The organism is Shewanella alkalitolerans (assembly GCF_019457575.1).
Lineage (GTDB): Bacteria > Pseudomonadota > Gammaproteobacteria > Enterobacterales > Shewanellaceae > Shewanella > Shewanella loihica.
The window spans coordinates 1,516,446-1,539,849 of the sequence record NZ_CP080422.1 but is presented as its reverse complement, the minus strand read 5'-3'; the positions used below and the strand labels follow the sequence as shown (position 1 = coordinate 1,539,849).

The 23,404-nt window shown below is 53.0% G+C and carries 24 protein-coding genes; 2 read left to right on the top strand and 22 right to left on the bottom strand.

The window, feature by feature from the left end; translation table 11 throughout:
- The first annotated feature begins 87 nt into the window (after nt 1–87).
- Nucleotides 88–2,094 carry a hypothetical protein gene (locus K0J45_RS06860; RefSeq protein ID WP_220044755.1) on the top strand — a complete coding sequence of 669 codons (2,007 nt, stop codon included), beginning with the start codon at nt 88–90 and terminating at the stop codon, nt 2,092–2,094.
- Entirely contained in the window at nt 2,094–2,450 is a 357-nt protein-coding gene (locus tag K0J45_RS06855) for an EscU/YscU/HrcU family type III secretion system export apparatus switch protein (protein ID WP_220044754.1), read from the top strand. The genes K0J45_RS06860 and K0J45_RS06855 overlap by 1 nt, the downstream gene beginning before the upstream one ends.
- A gap of 30 nt (nt 2,451–2,480) precedes the next feature.
- On the opposite strand, the gene K0J45_RS06850 is transcribed toward K0J45_RS06855, so the two are convergent.
- From K0J45_RS06850 to K0J45_RS06745, 22 genes are all read right to left on the bottom strand, one after another.
- The gene (locus K0J45_RS06850; RefSeq protein ID WP_186300667.1) at nt 2,481–2,885 is read right to left on the bottom strand and encodes a DUF2802 domain-containing protein; all 405 of its coding nucleotides are present in this window, start codon (nt 2,883–2,885) and stop codon (nt 2,481–2,483) included.
- 132 nt (nt 2,886–3,017) lie between these two features.
- Nucleotides 3,018–3,512: a chemotaxis protein CheW gene (locus tag K0J45_RS06845; RefSeq protein WP_011865192.1), complete on the bottom strand. Its 495-nt coding sequence runs from the start codon at nt 3,510–3,512 to the stop codon at nt 3,018–3,020.
- A 7-nt stretch (nt 3,513–3,519) separates the two neighbouring features.
- On the bottom strand, nt 3,520–4,521 hold the full coding sequence (locus K0J45_RS06840; protein WP_220044753.1) for a chemotaxis protein CheW: 1,002 nt from the start codon (nt 4,519–4,521) through the stop codon (nt 3,520–3,522).
- Nucleotides 4,505–5,296: a ParA family protein gene (locus K0J45_RS06835; protein WP_220044752.1), complete on the bottom strand. Its 792-nt coding sequence runs from the start codon at nt 5,294–5,296 to the stop codon at nt 4,505–4,507. Before K0J45_RS06835 ends, K0J45_RS06840 begins: the two co-directional genes overlap by 17 nt.
- A gap of 46 nt (nt 5,297–5,342) precedes the next feature.
- Nucleotides 5,343–5,894 carry a membrane anchored protein in chemotaxis locus gene (locus K0J45_RS06830; protein ID WP_220044751.1) on the bottom strand — a complete coding sequence of 184 codons (552 nt, stop codon included), beginning with the start codon at nt 5,892–5,894 and terminating at the stop codon, nt 5,343–5,345.
- Between the two features lie 64 nt (nt 5,895–5,958).
- Nucleotides 5,959–7,071, bottom strand: coding sequence for a protein-glutamate methylesterase/protein-glutamine glutaminase (locus K0J45_RS06825; protein WP_220044750.1), 1,113 nt, complete (start codon nt 7,069–7,071; stop codon nt 5,959–5,961).
- Between the two features lie 93 nt (nt 7,072–7,164).
- Nucleotides 7,165–9,405 carry a chemotaxis protein CheA gene (locus tag K0J45_RS06820; RefSeq protein ID WP_220044749.1) on the bottom strand — a complete coding sequence of 747 codons (2,241 nt, stop codon included), beginning with the start codon at nt 9,403–9,405 and terminating at the stop codon, nt 7,165–7,167.
- A gap of 15 nt (nt 9,406–9,420) precedes the next feature.
- The gene (locus K0J45_RS06815; RefSeq protein WP_220044748.1) at nt 9,421–10,158 is read right to left on the bottom strand and encodes a protein phosphatase CheZ; all 738 of its coding nucleotides are present in this window, start codon (nt 10,156–10,158) and stop codon (nt 9,421–9,423) included.
- A gap of 13 nt (nt 10,159–10,171) precedes the next feature.
- Entirely contained in the window at nt 10,172–10,555 is a 384-nt protein-coding gene (gene cheY / locus K0J45_RS06810; protein WP_011865185.1) for a chemotaxis response regulator CheY, read from the bottom strand.
- 42 nt (nt 10,556–10,597) lie between these two features.
- Nucleotides 10,598–11,317 (bottom strand): RNA polymerase sigma factor FliA, encoded by a 720-nt coding sequence (locus tag K0J45_RS06805; RefSeq protein ID WP_011865184.1) that lies wholly within the window; start codon nt 11,315–11,317, stop codon nt 10,598–10,600.
- Nucleotides 11,310–12,191, bottom strand: a complete 882-nt coding sequence (locus K0J45_RS06800) for a MinD/ParA family protein (protein WP_041406542.1) — start codon at nt 12,189–12,191, stop codon at nt 11,310–11,312. Before K0J45_RS06800 ends, K0J45_RS06805 begins: the two co-directional genes overlap by 8 nt.
- A 4-nt stretch (nt 12,192–12,195) precedes the next feature.
- A complete protein-coding gene (flhF, locus tag K0J45_RS06795; protein WP_220044747.1) occupies nt 12,196–13,620 on the bottom strand; it encodes a flagellar biosynthesis GTPase FlhF in 1,425 nt (474 codons plus the stop codon).
- Nucleotides 13,621–13,631: 11 nt separating this feature from the next.
- Nucleotides 13,632–15,731: a flagellar biosynthesis protein FlhA gene (gene flhA, locus K0J45_RS06790; RefSeq protein WP_220044746.1), complete on the bottom strand. Its 2,100-nt coding sequence runs from the start codon at nt 15,729–15,731 to the stop codon at nt 13,632–13,634.
- Nucleotides 15,732–15,883: 152 nt separating this feature from the next.
- Nucleotides 15,884–17,017 carry a flagellar biosynthesis protein FlhB gene (flhB, locus tag K0J45_RS06785; RefSeq protein ID WP_220044745.1) on the bottom strand — a complete coding sequence of 378 codons (1,134 nt, stop codon included), beginning with the start codon at nt 17,015–17,017 and terminating at the stop codon, nt 15,884–15,886.
- Entirely contained in the window at nt 17,017–17,814 is a 798-nt protein-coding gene (fliR, locus tag K0J45_RS06780; protein ID WP_220044744.1) for a flagellar biosynthetic protein FliR, read from the bottom strand. The genes flhB and fliR overlap by 1 nt, the downstream gene beginning before the upstream one ends.
- Before the next feature lie 42 nt (nt 17,815–17,856).
- The gene (locus K0J45_RS06775) at nt 17,857–18,126 is read right to left on the bottom strand and encodes a flagellar biosynthetic protein FliQ (RefSeq protein ID WP_220044743.1); all 270 of its coding nucleotides are present in this window, start codon (nt 18,124–18,126) and stop codon (nt 17,857–17,859) included.
- Between the two features lie 8 nt (nt 18,127–18,134).
- The gene (fliP, locus tag K0J45_RS06770) at nt 18,135–18,887 is read right to left on the bottom strand and encodes a flagellar type III secretion system pore protein FliP (RefSeq protein ID WP_144204215.1); all 753 of its coding nucleotides are present in this window, start codon (nt 18,885–18,887) and stop codon (nt 18,135–18,137) included.
- A gap of 11 nt (nt 18,888–18,898) precedes the next feature.
- Complete coding sequence (gene fliO / locus K0J45_RS06765) at nt 18,899–19,258, bottom strand: flagellar biosynthetic protein FliO (RefSeq protein ID WP_398351595.1); 360 nt, start codon at nt 19,256–19,258, stop codon at nt 18,899–18,901.
- Nucleotides 19,259–19,285: 27 nt separating this feature from the next.
- Nucleotides 19,286–19,669 carry a flagellar motor switch protein FliN gene (gene fliN / locus K0J45_RS06760; RefSeq protein ID WP_011865175.1) on the bottom strand — a complete coding sequence of 128 codons (384 nt, stop codon included), beginning with the start codon at nt 19,667–19,669 and terminating at the stop codon, nt 19,286–19,288.
- Between the two features lie 25 nt (nt 19,670–19,694).
- The gene (gene fliM / locus K0J45_RS06755) at nt 19,695–20,720 is read right to left on the bottom strand and encodes a flagellar motor switch protein FliM (RefSeq protein WP_011865174.1); all 1,026 of its coding nucleotides are present in this window, start codon (nt 20,718–20,720) and stop codon (nt 19,695–19,697) included.
- A 42-nt stretch (nt 20,721–20,762) separates the two neighbouring features.
- Nucleotides 20,763–21,284, bottom strand: a complete 522-nt coding sequence (fliL, locus tag K0J45_RS06750) for a flagellar basal body-associated protein FliL (protein WP_220044742.1) — start codon at nt 21,282–21,284, stop codon at nt 20,763–20,765.
- 99 nt (nt 21,285–21,383) lie between these two features.
- On the bottom strand, nt 21,384–23,081 hold the full coding sequence (locus K0J45_RS06745; protein ID WP_258406780.1) for a flagellar hook-length control protein FliK: 1,698 nt from the start codon (nt 23,079–23,081) through the stop codon (nt 21,384–21,386).
- Nucleotides 23,082–23,404 lie beyond the last annotated feature (323 nt).

Below are 23,404 nucleotides of genomic sequence, written 5' to 3'. Positions count from 1 at the left end.
ACAGAAAAGAGTCCCCAGGCCAAAAATATTCCGGTTGAGGTAGCGTCGACTCCTCAGGGCGATAAGCTCAGGCTCAATCATCGCGAGTTGGCGATCACCTATCAAGACAGCAAAGATCAGCAAAGCCTAAAACAAGATGCCGTCCGTCTTACAGTATTGACCCAATTGAGCGCCGCCGCGAATTCAAGCTCCATGTTAAGTGCTACCGTGCAGGCCCATGGAGACGCGATTACCCTGCCCTTACCCAAGGGGCTTGTTGCCTATATCAATGCCAACCAGATAAGTCTGGCCCAGCTCACTAACTTCGCTAACCGCCCACAGGGCTACCCCTTAGGTGAGGTGCAAATAACCGCAAATCAGCTGTTTTTTAGCGATCAACAGCTGGTTAGATTACCTAGTCCTCCCCTCGCTGATGGCCAGTACCTAGCCAAAATTACCATGGATAATGGACAGTTAACCCTGACGCTCACACCCAAATTGGTAGAGGTTAATCTGCTGCTGACGCCAATGGGTAAAGAGGCGCTGCTAAGCAATACCAGCTCCCCAGCACTCTATCTATCATCCCAAGCTTCACAAGCGCTTATTAGCAAACCTGAGTTAGCCAGCGCTTACCATCAGCTAATAAACAGCTTGGCAAAAACATCGTTAACCCCAGAGTCGCTAAATGGACTTATCAGAGAGTTAACAACCTCAAAGGGGGCCGGTGAACCCAGGCCAGGACTTATGCCAAACAAGGCAGTTTCAAATCAAGTACCTGCAAATCTAGCACCTTCAAATCCAATTGCAGCAGTCAAGGCATCAACTAATCATCAGATTAACCAGATACCGCTTCAAACAGCCCAAAACAACGACCTGGCAGCTATGGCTTCCAGATCGCTGACAGGTAAGCCGCTTGCCTCAAGTCTAACTTCAGTAGCTACTGTTGAGCCTAATAGTGCCCAGACCAAGCTGCTCAAAGATATTTCCCAGATAAATCAGAGCCAACTCTTTCAGAGGGTCAGCACCATGGTTACAGGACTTAGGCTCGATGCTAACGCTCAGCTTATCCGCCATGCCATGCTCCAATCCATATCCCAAGCCACATCAGGTGAACAAGGAAACGCCAAGGCTAGCAGCCAGTTGCAATCTAGCCCTGCCGCGCTCGCTCAGCTTGCCGCCTTAGGAAAACAGGAAGGACAAATATCGCCAAGGGGTATATCACCGCAGTCAGCAGATGTGAGCCAAACATCAACACTATCGGCAGCATTAAACGCTATAGGGCTCAATTCCAAGGAGCAAGGTCATAGAGGGCTGAATCTCGCGCTCGGTCAACTCGCAGATAAAGCCATACCGACAGCTAAAGGCGCGCAGGGTCAAAACTTGCTGCAATTAATGCAACAGCTTTTGCCACTCGCCTTCCCCAAGCCACTTACCCAGTTAGCGAGTCCTAGCTCATTAAAACAGGAGCTTATCGATAGCTTCGCCGGCATAGCTGCGCCGGCAACGCCAGTATCTGGTCTTGGCAGTATCACCAGTCATGCCGGCACCATAGGGGTACTGTTTCAGCTGCTCCTTGGCAGACAAGTGAAATCCCAGGCCGGCGGTAAAACCTCAAGTCAGTTACAAACCCTGCAGCAGCTCGCGTCAAACAGTCAGCTACTCGGCCTGCTCGAAAAAAGCGGCGGTCTCGAATCACTTGGCAAGCTAGTATCCAACCTCTCCCTCTATCAGCAGGCAAGCAGCGATACGCCGCAGTCAACGAACTGGTACTTTACTCTGCCCTATATGATAGAGCACAGGCATGAAGAGCTTGAGGGGCACTTCAGCCAGGAAGAGCAGGAAAAAAACGCATCGCCCCACTGGCGGCTGCAGCTTAAGTTTAACCTGAGTCAAGCGGGTCTATTGATCAACGCAGATGTTAAAGATGGGCGGCTAAATCTGGGCTTTACCTCAGAAGATCAGAGTCTGCTCGATAATATCGAACAAAGACTCATGGGTCTGGAACAGAAAATCCAAGCAATCGGCTTAACCCCAAACAAGATCCACACCCAAGTCTCTCAGGTACCCGCCTCCTTACTACCGGGCGAGCACTACTTGGTAAAAATTAAGGCCTAATGATGAACACATACGACGATAAACCTGATGACTTACAAAGTAGTTCAGACAGCAAACCACACAGACCCACTCAAGCCGCGGCGCTGCGCTATGACGGAAAGTCGGCGCCGCAAATCACTGCCAAGGGGGAGGATTTAGTCGCTGAGGAGATCATCTCCATCGCCAAGGAGGCTGGCATCTATATCCATCAAGATGCCAACTTGAGTAACTTTCTGCAAAAACTCGAGATAGGTGAAGAGATCCCCAAGGAGCTATATCTGCTCATCGCCGAACTGATCGCCTTCGTCTATATGCTCGACGGCAAGTTTCCTGAGCGTTGGGACAATATGCACAAAAGGATCATGCAAGAGGTGTAGTGTTTAGACAACTAACTCAATAAAGGAGCGCTATCGTCCCTTACCGTGAAGGCGCAGTAATAGCTCGGCCTCCGCCTTAGGCAGCTCACACTCCTTAACCAGCTCATCGATATCTGCGCCAAGTTCGACCATCTTCATCGCTCGGGTATAAAGCCTTGCCTGAGGTTCATCCGCCACCGTCTCATCGATGCGCGCTTCCTGCTTGGTCACCCGCTTTTCCAGCTCGAGCATGCGGCGACCAACGCCTATGGTGCCCGATCTCAGCTCCTGTAGCTCCTGCTTAACCGCTTCGCGCTGCCTATCATTCTCTTTAACCAGCAGCGTCAGGGCGTCAATCTTGGCTCTGAGCTTATTGGTTTGCTTCTGCTGATACAGCACCAGTGCGAGACAGGCAACCACATACAGTAATGCCGCGATTAAGATCTCATCGCCTATCATAAATGCCAACTCCATTAACCTTCATTTCTACGCTCGACCATTTACAACAGAAAAAAGCCATCGAACGAGGCGACGGCTTTTTATCGTCAATGGCGATATCTCGATAGCAAACTACGTAAAGCTGGGCCCTTAAAGCTGAGCCAACTCCATCCACTCTTCATCAGAGAGTAACTTATCGAGATCCACCAGAATGAGCAATTCGTTATCGCGATTACTCACGCCTTGAATGAACTTGGCGCTCTCTTCTGTGCCCACATTCGGCGCGTTATCAATCTCAGAACCCCGCAGATAGACCACCTCGGCGACACTGTCGACAAGAATACCAATCACCTGCTTCTCGGCTTCGATGATCACGATACGGGTAGAGTCATCAACCTCGGCAGAAGGCAAACCAAAACGAGAGCGGGTATCGATAACGGTAACCACGTTACCGCGCAGGTTAATGATCCCCAGCACATAATGAGGCGCCCCTGGTACAGGTGCTATCTCTGTGTAACGCAACACCTCTTGCACCTGCATCACATTGATACCATAGGTTTCATTATCTAAACGGAAGGTTACCCACTGCAACACTTCATCATCTTTACCTGCGGCAACTGCCGCGACGTTTTTTGCATCTGCCATATTAACCTCAGCCAATAGAGTCCTGACTACCTAAACCCAAATTTAATAATTCAATCAGTGCCTGCACATGTAGAATGCCGCACATCTGTTCTTTTACGACGCCAGCCAGCCAAGGGCGTTTACCCGCTTTGGTACGCCAATTAACTTCTGACTTTAAAATTCTGACGGAATTCACCAGCGACTCACAGGCCAGTCCCCAATTACTGTCCTCTAAGAGTACAATATATTGGTAATCAACGGATTGCGCCAGTTTATCATCATATTTTTCCGGCATCACCCAGGCACCCGAATCGACAATATTGAGTTGCGAATCCCTGTGGGTCTGAACCCCAAGATACCAGGCCGGTCGCCCCATAATGTGATTGATCCGCTCCACCTTAACGATACCGCCAAGGCTCACCAAGGGCACGGCCAACGTGAGCCCCGCCACCTTGAAAAACAGCACCTGAAACTCTTCGTCGAGCAGCTCGACTAGTTCCTCTGTCACCCCTGGTGGTGTCGCGCCGATTTGCGTCTGCGGCGCCGCAGCCAAATCGACCTTGTCGCTAACGACTTGCTCTTGCTTAATACTAGCCGAAGTTTCTAATTTTTCTTCGATTTTTTGCTTAACTTGCGACTCAGATTTGGTTTGAACCGATACAGCTTGTGTCATCGTTTCGACGCTAGCAGGTTTGGTATCGAGCGTTTTGATCTCAACCTTGCTTGCTATTTGAGTTTCTGTATTAGTTTCTGTCTGAACATCTAACTCACTCACCGGCGCCAGCAATTGCTCGAGCGCGAGCTTATTGAGCGGTGTCGGCGTAGCCTGTGTGATCACTGGGCGCGGTTTAGATTGTTCGCCAACAGGCAGACGTTTTACTGCTGGTGCAGAAACACTCATTTGACCATTCTGTGCCGTCACCTGCTCGCGCTTTACTTCAGGCTTATCGGCCGCGACGCTCTCTTCACCGGGCTCGGAGAGCAGCAAGGAAAAATAATTAAAGACAGCTTCGTCAACCGAGTTTGACATGCGCAAACTCCTTGGTCAGCAGGTGGTCGAGCAATCTCTCATAGGCCTTAACACCGCGTGAATGGCTGGCGTAGTGTGAGGCTGGCAGATGCGCCAGGCTGGCGTCACGAAACTTGGTATCCACCGGGATAACATCTGGCCAAAGTACATCGCCGTACTCTTCCCCCAACTGCTGTAGGGCGGCAGGCGAGGCCTTGGTGCGTCTGTCGTACATGGTCGGAACGATTGTATAGCTGTAGGTGGTGCTCTTAGAGCGTCCCATGAGCGTCATGGTCTTGACCATGCGATCTAGCCCCTTGATCGCCAGGAACTCTGTCTGCACCGGAATAATGATATGTTCACTGGCCGCGAGGGCGTTAACCATCAACACCCCTAACACCGGAGGACAGTCGATGAGGGCGACGTCGTACTGGTCGGCGACTAAGGCAAGCAGGCGTTTAAGGATCAACCCCATCCCTTCCTGATGACCGAGCGAGCGATCCAGCGTTGCCAGCGCCATGGTGGCCGGCAAGAGATCTATCCCTTCCACCTTAGTGGGGACGATATGGGCAAGCACCTGATCTTTATTCAGGTTCTTGTGTTTCAGAAACAGATCATAGAGCGAGGCGGGCACCTCTTCGGAATCTATGCCCAGGTAGTAGCCCAAGGACGCGTGGGGATCAGTGTCTATCATCAAGACTCGTTTACCCCGCTTTGCCATGGCGCCAGCCAGGCTCGCCACTGTGGTCGTCTTACCCACGCCCCCTTTTTGATTTGCTATGGTCCAGATCTTCAAGTAAAACCCCTTAAATCCTCGAGCGTATCGCCATCAGGTTATCGTTTTAATTATCTTCGCGAGTCGTAACTCGAATGCCGCCATGGGGCAGGCTTATTACTTTAACACCATCTTTATCTTCTGACAGCTTAACCGGCTGCGATGGCGTTTTACCATCCTGTGTCGCCTTATCTGTGGCGCTGGCCACCTTTTGCTCGCTCTGGTGCTCACTTTGGTGTTCACCCTGGCTTGATTCTTCAGCTTCTGCCGCAGGTAACAAGGGCGTTAGCCTGGTCTGATCCTGCTGCTCATTTCGATTAACAGTCTGTTCATCGAGACTATCGGTTCGTTGACTAAGACTGTCTGTAAGGCTAACTGCCTCTTGCCTTGCGATCGCCTCAGGCACTTCTGGGCCAATCTCGACTCTCACCTGGCTGCCAGGCTCTGCCTGCTTGATGATAGACTGAGTAAATTCAGGATTATTCTCCATCCAATCTGCCAAGGCCTGCGCCTGCTCGTCGGGCACCATCAGCAGCACCTGACTCTTCTCGAGCTGGACAATTTTCTCCTCGAGCAAACCATTCTTATGTCGCAAGTCGAGATAGAGTGATCCGGTCACTAGGCAGCAAACTAACAAGAGAAAAAACAGCAACAGCACAGTGGTGCTGAGGCTTTGTCGCTGCCTAGCCACGTCCGCTCTCGCGAATGATGGCCTCGGCCATATCATCGAGTGCTATCGACTGACTGGATATCCCTGCGGCGGTTACCGCCTGTGGCATGCCGTAAACGACGCAGCTGGCCTCATCTTGAGCCCAGATAGTCGCCCCGACATTCTTAAGCATCCTGGCCCCTTCGCGACCATCGGCGCCCATGCCTGTCAATATCACGGCCAGGGTCTCGCCGCCACTCAGCTTTGAGGCCGAAGCAAAGGTAATATCGACACAGGGCTTGTAGTTCATATCCATGCTACCGGCCACTATCTTGATGCGACCATAGGTGCCGCCGCGCTCTAACATCATCTGCATGCCACCTGGTGCTAGGTAGGCGCAGCCTGCCCTGAGCTGATCGCCATTTTGCGCCTCCTTCACCTCGATGGCGCACAGGCCATTTAAGCGTGCGGCGAAAGCGAGCGTAAAGGCCGCCGGCATATGCTGGATAAGCAGAATAGGATGAGGATAGTTCGCCGGCAGCTTGGTCAATATCCGCTGCAGCGCAACGGGGCCACCGGTTGAGGTGCCGATCAACAAAAGCTTATATTTCTTACCACTGGCGCGGGTAACAGGCGCGCTCGGACGCGGCGCTGGACGCTGCGCCATCTCTCTTGTCGGCGCTGTCGTAGAAGCAGAGGTTGTCGCTGGCTTTGGCGGCACACTTCGAGGCAGTATGGGACGGAATACGCGGCGACGGCCCAGCGCCTTGATGCGCTGCTGCAACAGAGCGATCGCCTCATCCTTGTTGGTGGCAATATCTTCAAATCGTTTAGGAAGAAAATCTAACGCACCGGCTTCCAGGGCATCCAAGGTTGCCTTGGCGCCATCGTGGGTAAGGGATGAAAACATCAAGATGGGGGTCGGACACTTCGCCATGATCTCACGCACGGCGCTAATGCCGTCCATCACTGGCATCTCGATATCCATGGTGATCACTTGTGGCTTTAATTGCTCAGCGAGCTTAACCGCCTCGGCGCCATTAGACGCCGTGCCTATGACCTCTAACTCCGCATCCTTGGTGACAATCTCACTGACTCGGCGACGAAAAAAGCTTGAATCATCGACAACTAATACTTTTATGGCCATTCAAATTCCTATCTACAACAGGATCCTTGCCGAAACAAAGCGTGACGCCTCTGGGCATCACGCTGATCCTCTAGCTCACTGTGCCACTAACTGTTATTTCTTGTTCTTGGCGTAATGTTTCAATAAGCCGGGCACATCTAATATCAATGCGATGCCACCGTCAGAGGTAATAGTCGCGCCAGCCATGCCTGGGGTGCCGTGTAACAAGGTGCCCAGTGGCTTGATCACTACCTCTTCTTGACCTATCAGAGAGTCAACCACGAAGCCTATTTGCATGGTACCCAGCTGGACTATCACAACGTGGCCGTGTTGCTTGTCGCCATGCTTAAAGCTCACCGCCTTACGACTCAGCCAATGCTCGAGATAGAAGAGTGGTACCGCCTTTTCCCTCACTATGACGGTCAGCTGGCCATCGACAACATTTGTCTTTGTCAGATCCAGGTGGAAGATCTCGCTAACGCTCGACAGCGGCAGGGCAAATACCTGCTGAGCCACTTCCACCATCAGGGTCGGCATAATCGCCAGGGTGAGTGGTACCTTGATCTCCAGGCAAGTCCCCTTACCCTTTAATGAATCGATATGCACGGTACCGTTTAACTGAGTGATACGCGTCTTCACCACATCCATGCCGACGCCGCGGCCTGAGATATCGGAGATCTCCACTTTTGTAGAGAAGCCTGGGGCGAAGATGAGGTTATAGGCCTCTTCATCAGACATGCGCGCCGCCGCATCCTCATCGAGCACGCCGCGCTTGATGGCGATCTGCTTGAGCTTATCTGGGTCCATCCCCGCGCCATCATCTTCAATCTTGAGCAGGATATGGTCACCTTCCTGACTGGCAGAAAGGGTAATAGTCCCGGTACGCGACTTACCATTAGCTTCACGCTCGTCGGGCATCTCGATACCATGGTCAACCGAGTTACGCACCAAGTGAACCAAAGGATCTGCAAGGGCTTCAACCAGGTTCTTATCCAGATCTGTATCTTCACCTATCATGCGAAGATCGATCTCTTTATTCAGGCTGCGCGCTAAGTCACGTACTACACGAGGGAAGCGGCCAAACACCTTCTTGATCGGCTGCATGCGCGTCTTCATCACCGCCCCCTGGAGATCGGCAGTTACCAGGTCCAGGTTGGCCAGCGCCTTAGACATATCCTCATCATCGCGGGAAATCCCAAGGCTAAGCAGGCGGTTACGCACCAATACCAGCTCACCGACCATGTTCATGATCTGATCCAGGCGCGCGGTATCGACGCGCACTGTGGTTTCCGCCTGAGGCATATTGGTCGCTGGCGCCTTGGCCGCGGCCTTCTCTTTCACCACAGGCTTAGGAGCTGGCACCTCAACGGGCTGTGCCTTAACACTCGGTTGCGCAGGAGCTGCCATTTTAGGTGCGGAGACCTCTGGCGCCTTAGGGGCCGCCGGAGTCGCAGGCTTGCTGGTCTCGCTGCCAGGGCCGGCACCGGCGCCATGCAGCTCATCGAGCAGCTTTTCAAATTCATCGTCGGTGATCTCATCGGCATCCACCGGCGGCGAGGTTGGCTCAGGCACCTTGGCAATTGGGGCCGAAGGGGCCTGGAATTTACCCGAGCCATGAAGTTCATCGAGCAGCGACTCGAACTCATCGTCTGTTATGTCGTCGCTATCGCTCGCCTGAATCGGCGCCGCACCGGCAGGCGCCGTACTTGATGGGCCCTTACCACTGCCGTGAAGGGCATCGAGCAGGGCTTCGAATTCAGATTCATCGATCTCATCGATATCGCCTTCTCCGACGATAGAGGTCACGGGCGTATCACTTACCGGCTCGTCGAACAGTTCGACACCGTCATCGAGCGGCATATCAAACAGCTCGATACCATCATCTGCTGGTATTTCGACAGCCGGTTCAACCGGCGTTTCGGCAACGGCCTCGGCTGACGCCCCGCCCTGCTCAGATGGCAATAAGCCACCAGAGCTCAATAATTTAAGGTTTGCTAACAGGCCTTCATCGGCAGGGCTTTGCTCTACACCCGCCTGGGTCTCGGCAAACATAGAGTTGATGGTGTCGACGGCCTGGAGAATGATATCCATCAGCTCGGCAGAAACGCTGCGCTTACCTGTACGCAACAGGTCGAAGGTGTTTTCCGCTTCGTGACAAACATCCACCATGGGCGTCAGACTCAGGAAGCCGGCGCCGCCTTTAACGGTATGGAATCCCCGGAAGATGGCATTGAGTAGTTCGGTGTCGTCGGGGTTATTCTCTAACGCCACCAGCTGTTCAGAGAGAAGCTCAAGGATCTCGCCCGCTTCAATCAAAAAGTCCTGCAGTATCTCTTCATCAACATCAAAGGACATTCATATGACTCCTACTTAGAAACCTAGACTCGACAGCAAGTCATCGACTTCATCTTGCCCTGTCACGACATCATCACGCTGATCAGCGTTCATAATAGGACCTTCAGCTTCGACGCACTTCTCAGATGCACGGGGTTTATCCGTGGCGGGCTGCTCGCCAAATACGGTCAACATAGAGACCAGGTTATTCTCAACCTCTCGCACCAGCTCGATCACCCGGCGGATCATCTGTCCGGTCAGATCTTGGAAGTCCTGGGCCAGCAATATGTTGTTGAGTAACTCTTTTAAACGATTGGAATCGGATTCGCTACGCTCGATGAACTGCTGAACGTCATGGCAGAGCGCCTTGAATTCGTGCAGCTGAATATCTCGACGCATCAGGCGATCCCAGGAAGGCTTAACGGCCTGTACGTTCATGGTAAGGGCATCTGCAAGGGGCAGAGACTCTTCGACGGCGTCCATGGTTTTATTGGCGGCCTGCTCAGTCATGTCGATGACATAATTGAGGCGCTCTTTGGCATCGGGAATTTCGCTATTAGCCAGCTCCACGAGGCGACCGTCCACCTGAAAGTCCACTATGGCACTGTGAAGCTGACGGGTTAGGCGACCCACCTCGTCAAACAGCTCTTTCTGAATCGGGCTGGCGATATCGCGAATTAGCTCATCGGCCATCTCTTGTTGACCCGCCTCTAGCAGATCAACGAGTTGCTTGGCCTGTGCTAGATTGATCAGCCCTGAAGTTTCTGCCTGCATAGCTCAACCTTGATTAACCGAGTCGTTCGAAAATTTTGTCTAACTTCTCTTTCAATGTCGCCGCAGTAAAAGGTTTCACCACATAGCCATTCACACCGGCCTGCGCCGCTGCAATGATCTGTTCCCTTTTCGCTTCCGCAGTCACCATCAACACAGGAATGTGCTTCAGGTTGTCATCAGCACGGATAGCCTTTAACAGGTCGATCCCCTGCATGCCAGGCATATTCCAATCGGTCACGACAAAGTCAAAATCGCCTTTCTGCAACATAGGCAAGGCTGTCGAACCGTCATCTGCTTCCTGAGTGTTATTAAAACCCAAGTCTCTCAACAAGTTCTTGATGATGCGTCTCATTGTTGAGAAGTCGTCAACAACGAGAATCTTCATATTCTTGTCCAAGGTTTCCTCCGCGGAGCTGTTTTTATATTGCTCATGTAATCGTTATATTTTGGTCCAATGCTTGAGTTTAGCTTTGAGTCTGAGCATCGCCTGGCTGTGTATCTGGCTTACTCGGGATTCGCTGACATCAAGTACGGCACCGATCTCTTTTAAATTTAATGCTTCGTCATAATATAACGACAAAACTAATCCATCTCTTTCTGGCAGTAATTTAATCGCCTCGACGAGGGCCTCGTGGAACTGTGTCTCTGCCAGTGACTCAAATGCGTCGTCCTGATGATCGTCTTCCTGTCTTACTACATCGACCGATACACCAAGATCTTCAATTCCAACTACTTTCCCGACAGAAACATCATTAAGAATATGATGGTACTCATCGAGCGTCATATCAAGTCGATCCGCAATTTCATTGTCTTTTGCGTCACGTCCAAGTTCTTGTTCTAGCTCGTCAATCACCTGGGCTATGCGTCGCTGATTACGGTGAACCGACCTGGGTACCCAGTCTCCTCGCCTAATCTCGTCGAGCATGGAGCCGCGAATACGGATACCGGCGAAGGTTTCAAACTTGGCGCCCTTGCTGCCATCGAACTTGGCCGAGGCTTCAAGCAGGCCCATCATACCTGCTTGTAACAGATCATCCAATTGCACCGAGGCGGGTAGACGAGCGAGTAAATGGTGAGCAATCCTTTTTACCAACGGTGCATACTGTTCGACAATAGAAGCTTTGTTATCTAAACAAGTATACGCAGCGGCTTTACTCACTCGTACGATCCTCTTGATATTCGGGACGTTGAACCAATCGCTCTACAAAGAACTCCAGGTGTCCGCCCGGTTGTTGTGGCACTGGCCAGCTAATAATCTTATTCGCTAGGCCGTGATAAGCAATTGACGCCGGCGACTTAGGAAATGCCTCGACGATCAACTTTTGTTTACGAACTGATTTGCGAAGGTTTTCATCGAAGGGGATAGTCGCAACCAGCTCTAGGGCCACGTCGAGAAAACGGTCGGTTACCTTGCTAAGTTTAGCGAACAACTCCATCCCTTCTCGCAAACTTCTGACCATGTTTGCCACAATCTTAAATCTGAATACGCCATGCTCTCGGCTAAGAATCTTAATCAAAGCATAGGCATCGGTAATAGAGGTCGGCTCGTCACACACCACAACCAACACATCTTGAGAGGCACGAGAGAAGCTGAGAACCATGTCTGAGATACCTGCCGCGGTATCGACCACCAGGATATCAAACTGGGTCTTCATCTCGCTGAAGGCACGGATCAGACCCGCATGCTGCGCCGGTGTCAGCTCGACCATGGCCTGGGTGCCAGAGGTGGCTGGAATAATGCCAATCCCCTTAGGACCGCGTACGATAATATCGTCAAGGTCGGCGTCGCCAGATAATACGTGGGAGAGATTGCGCTCGGCTCTCAGGCCCAACATGACATCGACGTTGGCCAGGCCCAAGTCGGCATCGAGCACAAGCACGCGCTTGCCCTTCTCGGCCAGGGAGACGGCGGTATTGATCGATACGCTGGTTTTACCTACGCCACCCTTACCACCGGTTACGGCAATTACTTTTACTTTTTCGTTATATGGTTGATTCATCATACGTAAACCGCTTGCTTGATCCCGACTCATTATATTACTCAAATGCGTAGGCCTGTTCATATGACCTTTCGTTATTCTGTATTGGTTGCACTTTCTTTTCGAGTACCGACAGGGCCTTGTTGGCTAAGGCTAAGGTGTCGGCTACTTGCATATCTTCTGGCACTCTTTGTCCATCGGTGACATAACTCAAAGGTAATCCACTTTGAATCAACACACTCAACGCCGGTGCCAAGGCCACTGATTCATCTAATTTGGTCAAAATCGCACCGGATAATGGAATCCGGGTAAACTGCGCGACGGCATCTTCAAGCACTCTTCTTTGACTTGTAGATGACAGTACCAGATAACTGCGAATAGGTAATCTGCTATTTGCAGTTAAATTATCAAGTTGCTGGAACAATCTCACATCTCTCTGTCCCATGCCCGCCGTATCTATCAATACTAGCTTGCGATTGCGGAACTGATAAAGAATTTGTTCCAACTCATTGAGATCATGAGCTTGCTTGACCGGGCACCCCATTATTTTGCCATAGGTTGCCAGCTGCTCATAGGCTCCAATGCGATAATGATCGGTTGTAATGAGTGCAACTTGATCTGAACCATGCTGTGCAGCGAATCGAGCGGCTAATTTTGCGACACTCGTCGTCTTACCCACACCAGTTGGGCCCACGAAGGCGACGACACCGCCCTGACGAACGATGTCGTCCCCTTGGTTGTCGAGCATATTCGCCAGACTGCGTGGCAAGGCCTTCACCAAATCTGCCGGAATATAGTGCTCGCTAAGGGCCGATAACTTAGCGGCAACCTCAGGACTAAATTCGGCGTCCAGCAGGCGGCTCTCTAGCATGGCGCCGACTGGATCCAGACGACTCTTCTGCTCGGTCAGCAGTGAGGTCACCTGATGTGTCAGTAGGTTGCGGAGTGATGCCAACTCCTCACGCATAGACTCGAGTTCGCTGGCCGGCGCGCTCTTATCGCGCTTGGCACGGTTAAAATTCTGGCTCTCATGTGTGTTGGCATGGGGATTAGCCTGCTTGCTGCCATGCATATTAGGCGAGGCTATTTCATCGCTTGGTGCCTTCAATCCCTGGGCCCAGGCAGGCATCTCGAGTGCTTCATTCGATTGGCTTAATTGCTGACTGACGCGATTTTGTTGACGCTCAAGCAGCGCTTGCAGCGAATCGGCCACGGGTGATGGCTGTTTTTTTGACTCTGTCTTGATGGGCTGACGACCGATAGAAACCTTCTCCTCGGCCAGATCGAGAAAGCTGGGTGACAGAGGCACGGCATCATTTTTCGCCACGCTCGGCTTAGGCTCATCGTAGTCTACCGCGGCGACGATCTCGATACCGCCGGTAACTTTCTTGTTCGACATGATCACCGCATCCGAACCTAATGTCTCTTTCACCTGGGCCAATGCAGAGCGCATGTCTTTTGCCAAAAAACGTTTTATTTTCAATTAAATACCCTCTACTGACCGACCGCCGATACGATGCGAATTTGTTTTTCATCGGGTACCTCTTGGTAAGAGATCACCCGCAGATTTGGAATCGTATGTTTAACAAAACGCGACAGCGTCGAACGTAACATACCCGATGTCAGTAGGATGGCTGGTTGGCCCACCATCTCCTGACGCTGGGATGCGTCGAGTAACGACTTTTGCATCCTCTCGGCAAGGCTAGGTTCGATATTCGGCCCCTCGCCTCCCGTTGCCTGCATAGACTGATGCAACATCTGTTCCAATTCAGGCGCCAAAGTTATGACAGGAATTTCCGGTTCTGGGCCGCTTATTTCTTGAACAATCATGCGTTTAAGTGCAATACGTACGGCGGCGGTAAGCACCTCGGTATCGTTACTCTTAGGCCCGTACTCGAGCAGGGTCTGGACTATGGTCTTCAGGTCGCGGATCGACACGCCTTCGTTAAGCAGGTTCTGCATTACCTTGACCACAGTGCCTAACGGCAAGACATCGGGAATGAAGCCACTGACCAGCTTAGGCGAATGCTTGGCCAGCATATCCATCAGCTGCTGTACCTCTTCGTAGCCCAGGAGCTTGGAGGCGTTGTTGGTTAACAGCTGACTCAGGTGAGTCGCCACTACGGTGGCGGCATCCACCACGGTATAACCTAGCGTCTGAGCATGTTCTCTGAGCTCAGGGGCGATCCACACGGCTTCCAAGCCGAAGGCGGGATCTGTGGTCTCGACACCATCTAATGGTCCATATACCTGACCGGGGTTGATGGCAAGCTCACAGTCGTGACGAATATCCGCCTCACCAGAAGCCACGCCCATCAGGGAGATCCGATAGGTGTTTGGCGCCAGATCCAGGTTATCGCGAATATGCACGGCGGGAACAAGAAAGCCCAGCTCTTGGGAGAGCTTCTTACGCACGCCCTTGATGCGGCCCAGCAGCTCACCACCCTGGCCCTTATCCACCAGAGGGATCAGGCGGTAGCCCACCTCCAGGCCAATGGTGTCCACCTGCTGCACATCATCCCAGCTAAGCTCTTTAGGTTTGGCATCGCCGGGAGTCGCAGGTGAGGTCTTAGCGATCTCCAAGGCGCGTTGTCTGTCGAGATCTTTCTTACGATGCAGAAAATAAGCGCCGCCCGCGGTGATCAGGCCAAAGCTGAGAAAAGCGAAATGCGGCATGCCAGGCACTATGCCCATGGTCAGCAGGACGCCGGCGGCGATGGCCAGCGACTTAGGGTTGTCGAACATCTGGCTCATCACCATCTGTCCCATGTCGCCAGATTCGTTTTGACGGGTCACCATCAAGGCCGCGGCGATAGAGAGCAAGAGGCCAGGGATCTGCGCCACCAGACCGTCACCGATTGTCAACAGGGTGTAGATCTCGACCGCAGAGGAGAAGTCCAGCCCATGCTGCGCCATACCTATGACGAAACCGCCCAGGATGTTGATCACCAGAATCATGATACCGGCGATGGCATCGCCTTTTACAAACTTAGAAGCACCATCCATCGCACCATAGAAGTCGGCTTCCTTGGTCACTTCGGCGCGGCGAATACGCGCCTGATCCTGATTAAGGATCCCGGCGTTAAGGTCGGCGTCGATTGCCATCTGCTTACCTGGCATGGCATCCAGGGTAAAGCGAGCACTCACCTCAGAGATACGTCCGGCCCCCTTGGTTACCACGGCGAAGTTGATGATGATCAGGATAAGAAACACCACCAGACCCACGGCATAGTTACCGCCAATCACCACGGAACCGAAGGCCTCAATCACCTTACCGGCGGCGTCGCCACCGTTGTGCCCCTCGAGCAAGACGATACGGGTCGAAGCGACGTTCAGCGCCAAACGCAGCAAGGTAGCAACCAGCAGCACTGTTGGAAAAGCAGCAAAATCCAGGGGGCGGTCGGTATAGATGGCCACCAGCAAGACCACCAGGGCCAAGGCGATATTAAAGGAGAACAGGATATCCAGCAGGAAGGCCGGCATGGGCAAGACGATCATCGCCAGTGCCGCAAGCACCAATATGGGCGTACCTATCCCTTTAAAATTGGCGGGTTTTACCTGTTTTATCTGACCGAGCGTTGCTTTCAAATCCATCAATCTAGCGCCTGAACTTTGACATCTAGCTAGGTTTCAGCAAAAAGTACGCCAACTTAAGGCCGGCTTAGCCCGCAGCGACTCGAGCGGATAACAATCGAACAAATATCGGACAAGACAGTTACAGACTAACTGCTAAATGCCTTAAACCTTTAGTATTTTAGCTCATCGGGGATCGGCTGATTGATAGGAATCGGCGTCGGCCGCTTACCACCTTTTTGCTGATACTGACGCAGTTGGAACACATAAGCCAATACCTGGGCCACGGCAGTAAACAGCCCTTCGGGGATCTCCTGATCTATCTTGGTGGTGTGATAGATGGCCCTGGCCAATGGCGGCGCCGAGACGATAGCCACATCATGCTCGCGGGCGATCTCACGGATCTTAAAGGCAACATCATCCACGCCCTTGGCAAGCACATAGGGCGCGGCGGCCTTGGTCACATCGTACTTCACCGCGACCGCATAGTGCTCGGGGTTGACAACAATCACGTCGGCATTAGGCACCTCGGCCATCATACGCCGCTGCGCCATCTCACGCTGCATCTGGCGCACCCGGCCTTTCATTTCCGGCTGCCCCTCGGTGTCTTTATATTCGTCCTTGATCTCCTGCTTGGTCATCTTCAGCTGTTTGTTATGGTTCCAGATCTGAAACGGCACATCGATCACTACGATAATCACGGTAGAGGAGCAGAGCACAATAAACATCCACACCAGCAGATCCAAAGCATTAAAGACATTGCCCGGCAGATGCCCCTGGGACAGGGTAAGAATATCGGTAAAATAGTAGCTCAGCAGCAGATAGGCCATCAGCGCCACCACGGAGAATTTGGCGATCCCCTTGGTCAACTCCACCAGGGCCTGCACCCCGAACATACGCTTAAAGCCGCTGATGGGGTTCATCTTATTGCCCTTAGGCATGAACGCCTTGGCGGAGAAGGTGATCCCGCCCAGCACCACGTTCCCCAGGAAAGCAACGAAGGCGAGAAACAGCACGAAGCTGGCCATAGGGATCGCCAGCTCCTTGAAGACCATCATCCAGATGTTGAACAGGCTGTTGGTGTCGTAGATCTCCTGCCTGCTCATGGTAAACAGGTTAGTCATCACGCTCATCAGCGACTGCCCCAGACTCGGCCCTATGACGGCAAACCCTGCCGCCGCCGACATCAACACAGCAGAGGTGCCCAGCTCCTTAGAACGGGCGACCTGCCCCTTCTCCCTCGCCTGTTCGCGTCGCCTGGGGGTCGCCTCTTCGGTCTTCTCCTGACTGGTATCGTTATCGGCCATCAGAAGCTCCCAGCAGTGCTACATTGCAGCTGCACCAGATCGCACAGCAGCAACTGGGCCGAACGCCAGACCTCGTCGAAATGCGCCATGATAGGCGTCAAGGTCAACCAGAGAATAATCAAACCGCTCACCATGGTCACGGGGAAGCCGATGGCGAAGATGTTAAGTTGCGGCGAGGCGCGGGTCATCACCCCGAAAGAGAGGTTGATCAGCAAGAGCGCCACAATCGCCGAAATAGACATGGTCAGCGCCGCGCCGAACATATAGGCGCCCCACTCGGCCAGGCGCCGATAGCTGGCGATGCTTATTCCTTGCATGGACACGGGAATGGTATCGAAGCTGGCCACCAACATGCGGATCATCACCAGATGACCATCCACCGCCAGGAAGATCATGGTCGTCAGCAACAAGAAGAAATTACCGATAACCGGAGTCTGCTGGCCTGAACCGGGATCCACCATAGAGGCGAAACCTAAGCTGGTCTGCATGCCAATGATCTGTCCGGTCAACACGAAGGTCTGCATAATAAGCAAGGTGACAAACCCCATGGCGACGCCAATCAAGATCTGCTGCACGGTCACGAACATGGCGCCCAGGGAGAATAACTCGACCTCAGTATTGACCGGCAACATGGGGGCGATGGCGAAAGTGATCGCCACCGAGAGCAGCAGGCGCACCCGGGTCGGTGTGGTATTGGCGCCGAATATTGCCATCACCATCAACATGCTCGACACCCGAAACAGCGGCCACATGTAGGCCGACAACGTCTGCATGATTGTCGATAACAAGATCTCCATCTCAGCGACGCTCGATAGTCGGGCGGGCGCGGCGCTTCATACCTAACCCACCACCAGGGGGATGAGATTCACCATCTGCAGGAAAAACTCCATCATGGTCTGCACCAGCAGATGGCCTAAGATCATCAGCGCAAAAAGCGTAGTCAGTAGACGCGGCAGGAAGCTCAGAGTCTGCTCGTTGATCGAGGTCGCCGCCTGAAACACCGCCACCACCAGACCGACCACCAGCCCGGGCACGATGATCATCGACACTATGGTCACGATAACCGAGAGGGCTTCACGAAAGATGTCGACGAGGGCTTCGGGTGTCATAACGGCTCCTAGATCCCAAAACTGTTGGCCAGGGTGCCCATCACCAGACTCCAGCCATCCACTAACACAAACAACATGATCTTAAAGGGCAAGGAGACGATCATCGGCGACAGCATCATCATACCCATGGCCATCAGGATACTGGCGACAACGAGATCAAGCACCAGGAAGGGCACGAACAGCATGAAGCCTATCTGGAAGGCGGTCTTGAGTTCACTGGTGATGAAGGCCGGGATCAGCACGCTCATGGGCGCATCTTCCGGAGATTGAATATTCTGATAGCCAGAGATCTCGACGAAGGTCTCCAAATCCGTGAGCCGGGTCTGGGCCAACATAAAGGCCCGCAGCGGCTCCTTGCCCTTGTCATAGGCCTGCTCTATGGTCATGGTCTCGTCGATATAGGGCTTCACCGCCTGATCGTAGATCTTGTCGAACACGGGTGCCATGATGAAGAAGGTCATAAACAGACTCATGCCGATCAGCACCTGATTCGACGGCGTCTGCTGCAGGCCGATCGCCTGGCGCAGAATCGACAGCACCACTATGATGCGGGTAAACGAGGTCAGCATGATGACCATGGCGGGCAGAAAACTCAGCGCCGTCATCAGCAGCAATATCTGCATGGTCACCGAATATTGGGTCGAGCCATCGGCGCCTGTTGTGACAGTTACCGCGGGGAGAATCCCATCCTGGGCCAGCGCCAGTTGCGGCGCCATCACGGCCAGGAGTAACAAGAGTGGGGTCAAGATCCGTTTCATGATTTTTATTGGGTTCATGACTGTGATGACTTCGCCTGACGCAAGCGGCTGGCAAAGGAGTCCTGTTCTATGGTGATAGGGGTATCGAGTTTATCGATAAGCGAAACCTGCTGCGGCGTGACCCCCAGCAGGTATTGTTGGCCATCGACCTCGACCAACACCATCTTCTCTCTCTGTCCCAGCGGCGTGACCGCCAGGGTCTTAAGCACGCCATGGGAACTGGGCACAAGCTTGAGGCGCTTGACCAGGTAGGCAAGCAGGAAGATCAGGGCGATCACCACCAGCAAGCCACCCAGCATATTGGTCATGGTGGCCAATGCCGACTCTCGCTCACCGGTTACCTGAGTAGTCGTCGCGGCGGCCGCAACGGCCATCAAGGATGAGATCCCCATAGGCCTTCCTTATTTGAGTTTCTTAATACGCTCGGTTTGGCTGATAACGTCGGTGAGACGAATACCAAACTTGTCGTTGACCACCACCACTTCACCGTGGGCGATCAGGGTACCGTTTACCATCACATCCAGCGGCTCACCGGCCACCCGGTCAAGCTCCACCACCGAGCCCTGGTTGAGCTGCAGCAGGTTACGAATATTGATGAAGCTGCGGCCCACCTCCATGGAGATGGTCACAGGAATGTCCATGATGGTATCGAGTTTGGCCGCTTCCTCTTCGGTCAGCGGCTTTGAGCTATCGGCCAGCTCGTCGAGTTCGACCGCCTGAGCCTCCTCCAGCGCCTGTTCGGCCATGGCTGCGGCCCAATCGTCACCTGTATCTTCTGTGCTCATTGATTTCTACCTTAAACGCATTCCATTAAATATTGTTGAGATCCCGAGACTTACTCTTCTTAGTCACAAGTTGTAGCTCTGTCTTTACTGTCTCGGGCCGTGGGATCTTCTCCCGGATATTCAGTGCCAGATTCTCGCGCGAACGCCCTAACTTACAGCGATAGGTGGGCAGGTCTTCGACCCGCAGCACGATATATTCTGGCATCTCCACCGGAATAATGTCGCCGGCCTTGAAGCCCATCACATCCTTCAGCGAGATCTCTTTCTCGACTATGGTGGCATCCAGGCCCACCTCGACGTCCATGATCTCATCCTTCAGGGCCTGGGACCAACGCATGTCGGTATCTTGAGTGTCGCTCTGTACCCCGGCATCGAGCAGTTCACGAATCGGCTCGATCATCGAATATGGCATGGTGATGTGGAAATCACCGCCGCCACCGTCTACCTCGATGTGGAAGGAGCTCACCACCACTACTTCTGTGGGGCTGACGATGTTGGCCATGGCAGGGTTCACCTCGGAGTCGAGATAATCAAACTCGACATCCATCACAGGCGCCCAGGCTTCCTTATAATCTTCGAAGATGATCTTCAAAAGCAGCTGCACGATGCGCCGCTCTGTCGGGGTAAATTCCCGCCCCTCGATCTTGGCGTGAAAACGGCCATCACCGCCGAAGAAGTTATCCACCAGGATAAACACCAGGCGGGCCTCCATGGTGATCAGCGCAGTACCCTTCAAGGGACTGAAACGCACCATATTCAGGCTGGTCGGTACAAACAGAGTATGGACATATTCGCCAAACTTGAGCATCTGCACGCCGTTGATCGACACCTCGGCCGCGCGGCGCATCATGTTAAACATGCTGATCCTCAGGTGGCGGGCAAAACGCTCGTTGACGATCTCCAGGGTCGGCATACGACCACGGACGATACGATCTTGTGATGAAAAGTCATAGGCGCGCGCATCGAGCGCGTCACTCACCTCTTCCTCTTCGACGTCGTCGACACCATGAAGTAGCGCATCAATTTCGTCTTGGCTTAATAGATCACTCACAATATCGTCCTATCATACTTGTTAGCTTATAAATCACCGGCATTACTGCATCACGAAGCCGGTAAACAGCACCTTTTCAACCACTTTACGTCCGGTCACAGGTTGCAGGGTATTCTGTACATTCAGCAGGGCCAACTGGCGCAGCTCATCCTTACCGGCGAGGGAGCTGAGCTTCTGCACATCTGCACTACTAAAGGTGGTCAGCAGCGCATCCTCGATAAGCGGAATATGCTTCTTGATCAAGACGTCATCGTCAGAGCCACGCACCATGAGCTGCACCTTGATCTCCACCAGACGGGAGCGATTCTGCCCAGGCAGGTTAAACAGGAAGGGTCTCGGCATCCCCACATAGAAGGCTTCACGGCTGTTTGCCGGCTCGCTCTGCTCGGTTTGCTCCCCTTCGGCCATGGTCTCATCACTCGGCTCATCGCCCGACAGCAACAACCAGGCACCCACGCCCAGCAAGACCACCAAGAGTGCACCCATGGCCGCAAAGATAATGAGCTTCTTCTTGCTCTTAGGCTCTACATTCTCTTCAAGTTCTAACGATTCTTCTTCCGCCATCTCTTATCCCTATCACACTCGGCTCACACTCAGCATCGTCATGATTTTTTAGCGCATATCAAACGATTGGGCAATCATACCAACCTATAGGTTACCTGCTTACGCGTAATAATCTATACCCGAACGATAACTTGTTGCGTTATTCGACACTAACAGGCTCTCTTCTGCCGAAATTTCATCCATCTCAGACAGAGCATGGCCCACTCCCTCGCCTTGCTCGCCATTGCCGCCCTGCTCTTTACCGCCTTGAGAGACGTTGCTGTCGGTCAGCTGCATCCCCTGTTCGGCCAGTAGCTCCCGCAGACGTGGAATGGCTTGCTCAACCAGATCCCGGGTCTGGGTCTGGGTCACATGAAACTGCACCTGGGTCTGGTCACCCTGCACCTGAACACGAACCATCATGTGACCAAGCTCGGGCGGATCCAGGCGAATCTCCGCCTGCTGTACGCCTTGGCTCACCATGGCCACCAGCTGCTGACGCATCACGGGCGAGAATTTATGGATCATCTCCTGCATCTGAACCACAGGTTCGCCCTGAGGCTTGATAGAAACTTGATATTGTGGGAGGGCCTCATTCCTTGCGCCTTGCAAGCCCTGCAGCGATAAGGCGTTAAGCTTGGTATCTGCCGCGGCATCTGGCATTTCACCGGCCTTTGGCGACATGGTCACGGCAAGGTTAGCGCCCTTCAGCAGCTCCTGCGCGGCTTTGCCATCGCGGCCCTCTGCGCCCGAGGTCATCTTCAGAGCACCATTTTGTGCCTGCTCGGCGGCAAGCTTGGCGTCAGCTAGCTTAGCTTCACCAAACTTAGACTCACCAACCTTGGCTTCACCCAATATGGCTTTCACGCCTTTCACATTAACGGCACTTTCCACGCCGCTCGCGTTATTGGCCGAGGTTAGGCCTGTTTGACTAATCTCAATCTGATTTAGCCCAACTTGATTTAATCCCGCCTGACTGGCCCCGCCTGCGCCTTGTGAAGGATCAGTTTTAGATGTTGCTAAGTTAGTCTGCGACTGACTCGCCATGGCCGAGAGATATTGCTTGGCGTCATTTATAAGTGCCGCCAGCTTGGCAGCATCACTCTCTAGCGCCTCAGCTTGACCGGGCTCACCATTTCCAGACTTATTCTTACCCGCTATGCCATGAATGAGCCCCTCTAGCATCTGCGGCGGTAAGGCCGTCAGCTCATCCTTGGACAAACCGGTTTGCGCCATCACCTCACTTAAAGCATCTTCGGGAAGCTGAGCCAATATCGCCTCACTCCCCAGGCCATTTGGATTGATGACGGGTAAGATATGATCATCTCCGGCGCCTGGTTTAAGCAGCTCATCTATACCCTCTAAGGCCGCTTTTTCGGTTTCGATCTTGTCCTTAGCCCCTTTTACCAAGGTAGGAAACAGCTCATTGTCGTCAGATGACTCACCATCAGCATCACCCGGCGGCAAAATGACGCCGTCGGCGGCAATCTCCGCCTCATCCCCCAGCTTGTTCGCCAGATGGATCTGCGCCAGCACGTTGGAGACATCGTCGCTCTCTTTGTCCTGCGCGGGCGCCCTCTTCTGCTTAGCATCGGCCTTAGCAGTGTTATCGCGTTGAGCCGTGTTTTCGACCTTGGATTGCGGGCGCTGTTTTGCCTGTGAGTTCACCTCACCCTGGCCGCTCGCCTTAGCCAAAGCCTCTGAAAAACCTTTATTTTCTGACTTAGACTCTGCGGTTGATTTCGCATCTGATGCGCTGGGCAACACCCCGCCCTTCTCTTTGCCGGGCTCGACATTAGATAGGAGTATTTGGGTCATCTGTGGCATGCTTCCTCCAACGCTCATCTAGGGCACGACAATGTCACGTGCCACCCGAGCGTCAATTATTCGCTAAGCTTTGGACTCATTGGCCCTTACTACTCAATATCAAGCAATAAAAATGCCAAGTTAATTATACCAATCCTAGTAAATAACTGATCACGCTAGCTTGTTAAAATGCCCGATAACGGCGTTATTATTTTTGATTGTAGAATAACTAGTTATCGAAAGATCATGCCTTGTTCTCGAGCGTTTTTCCTACGCTGCTTCTGATCACTTACTTACCGTGATTGGTATTACAATTTGACTTGAAAAAAATGGCG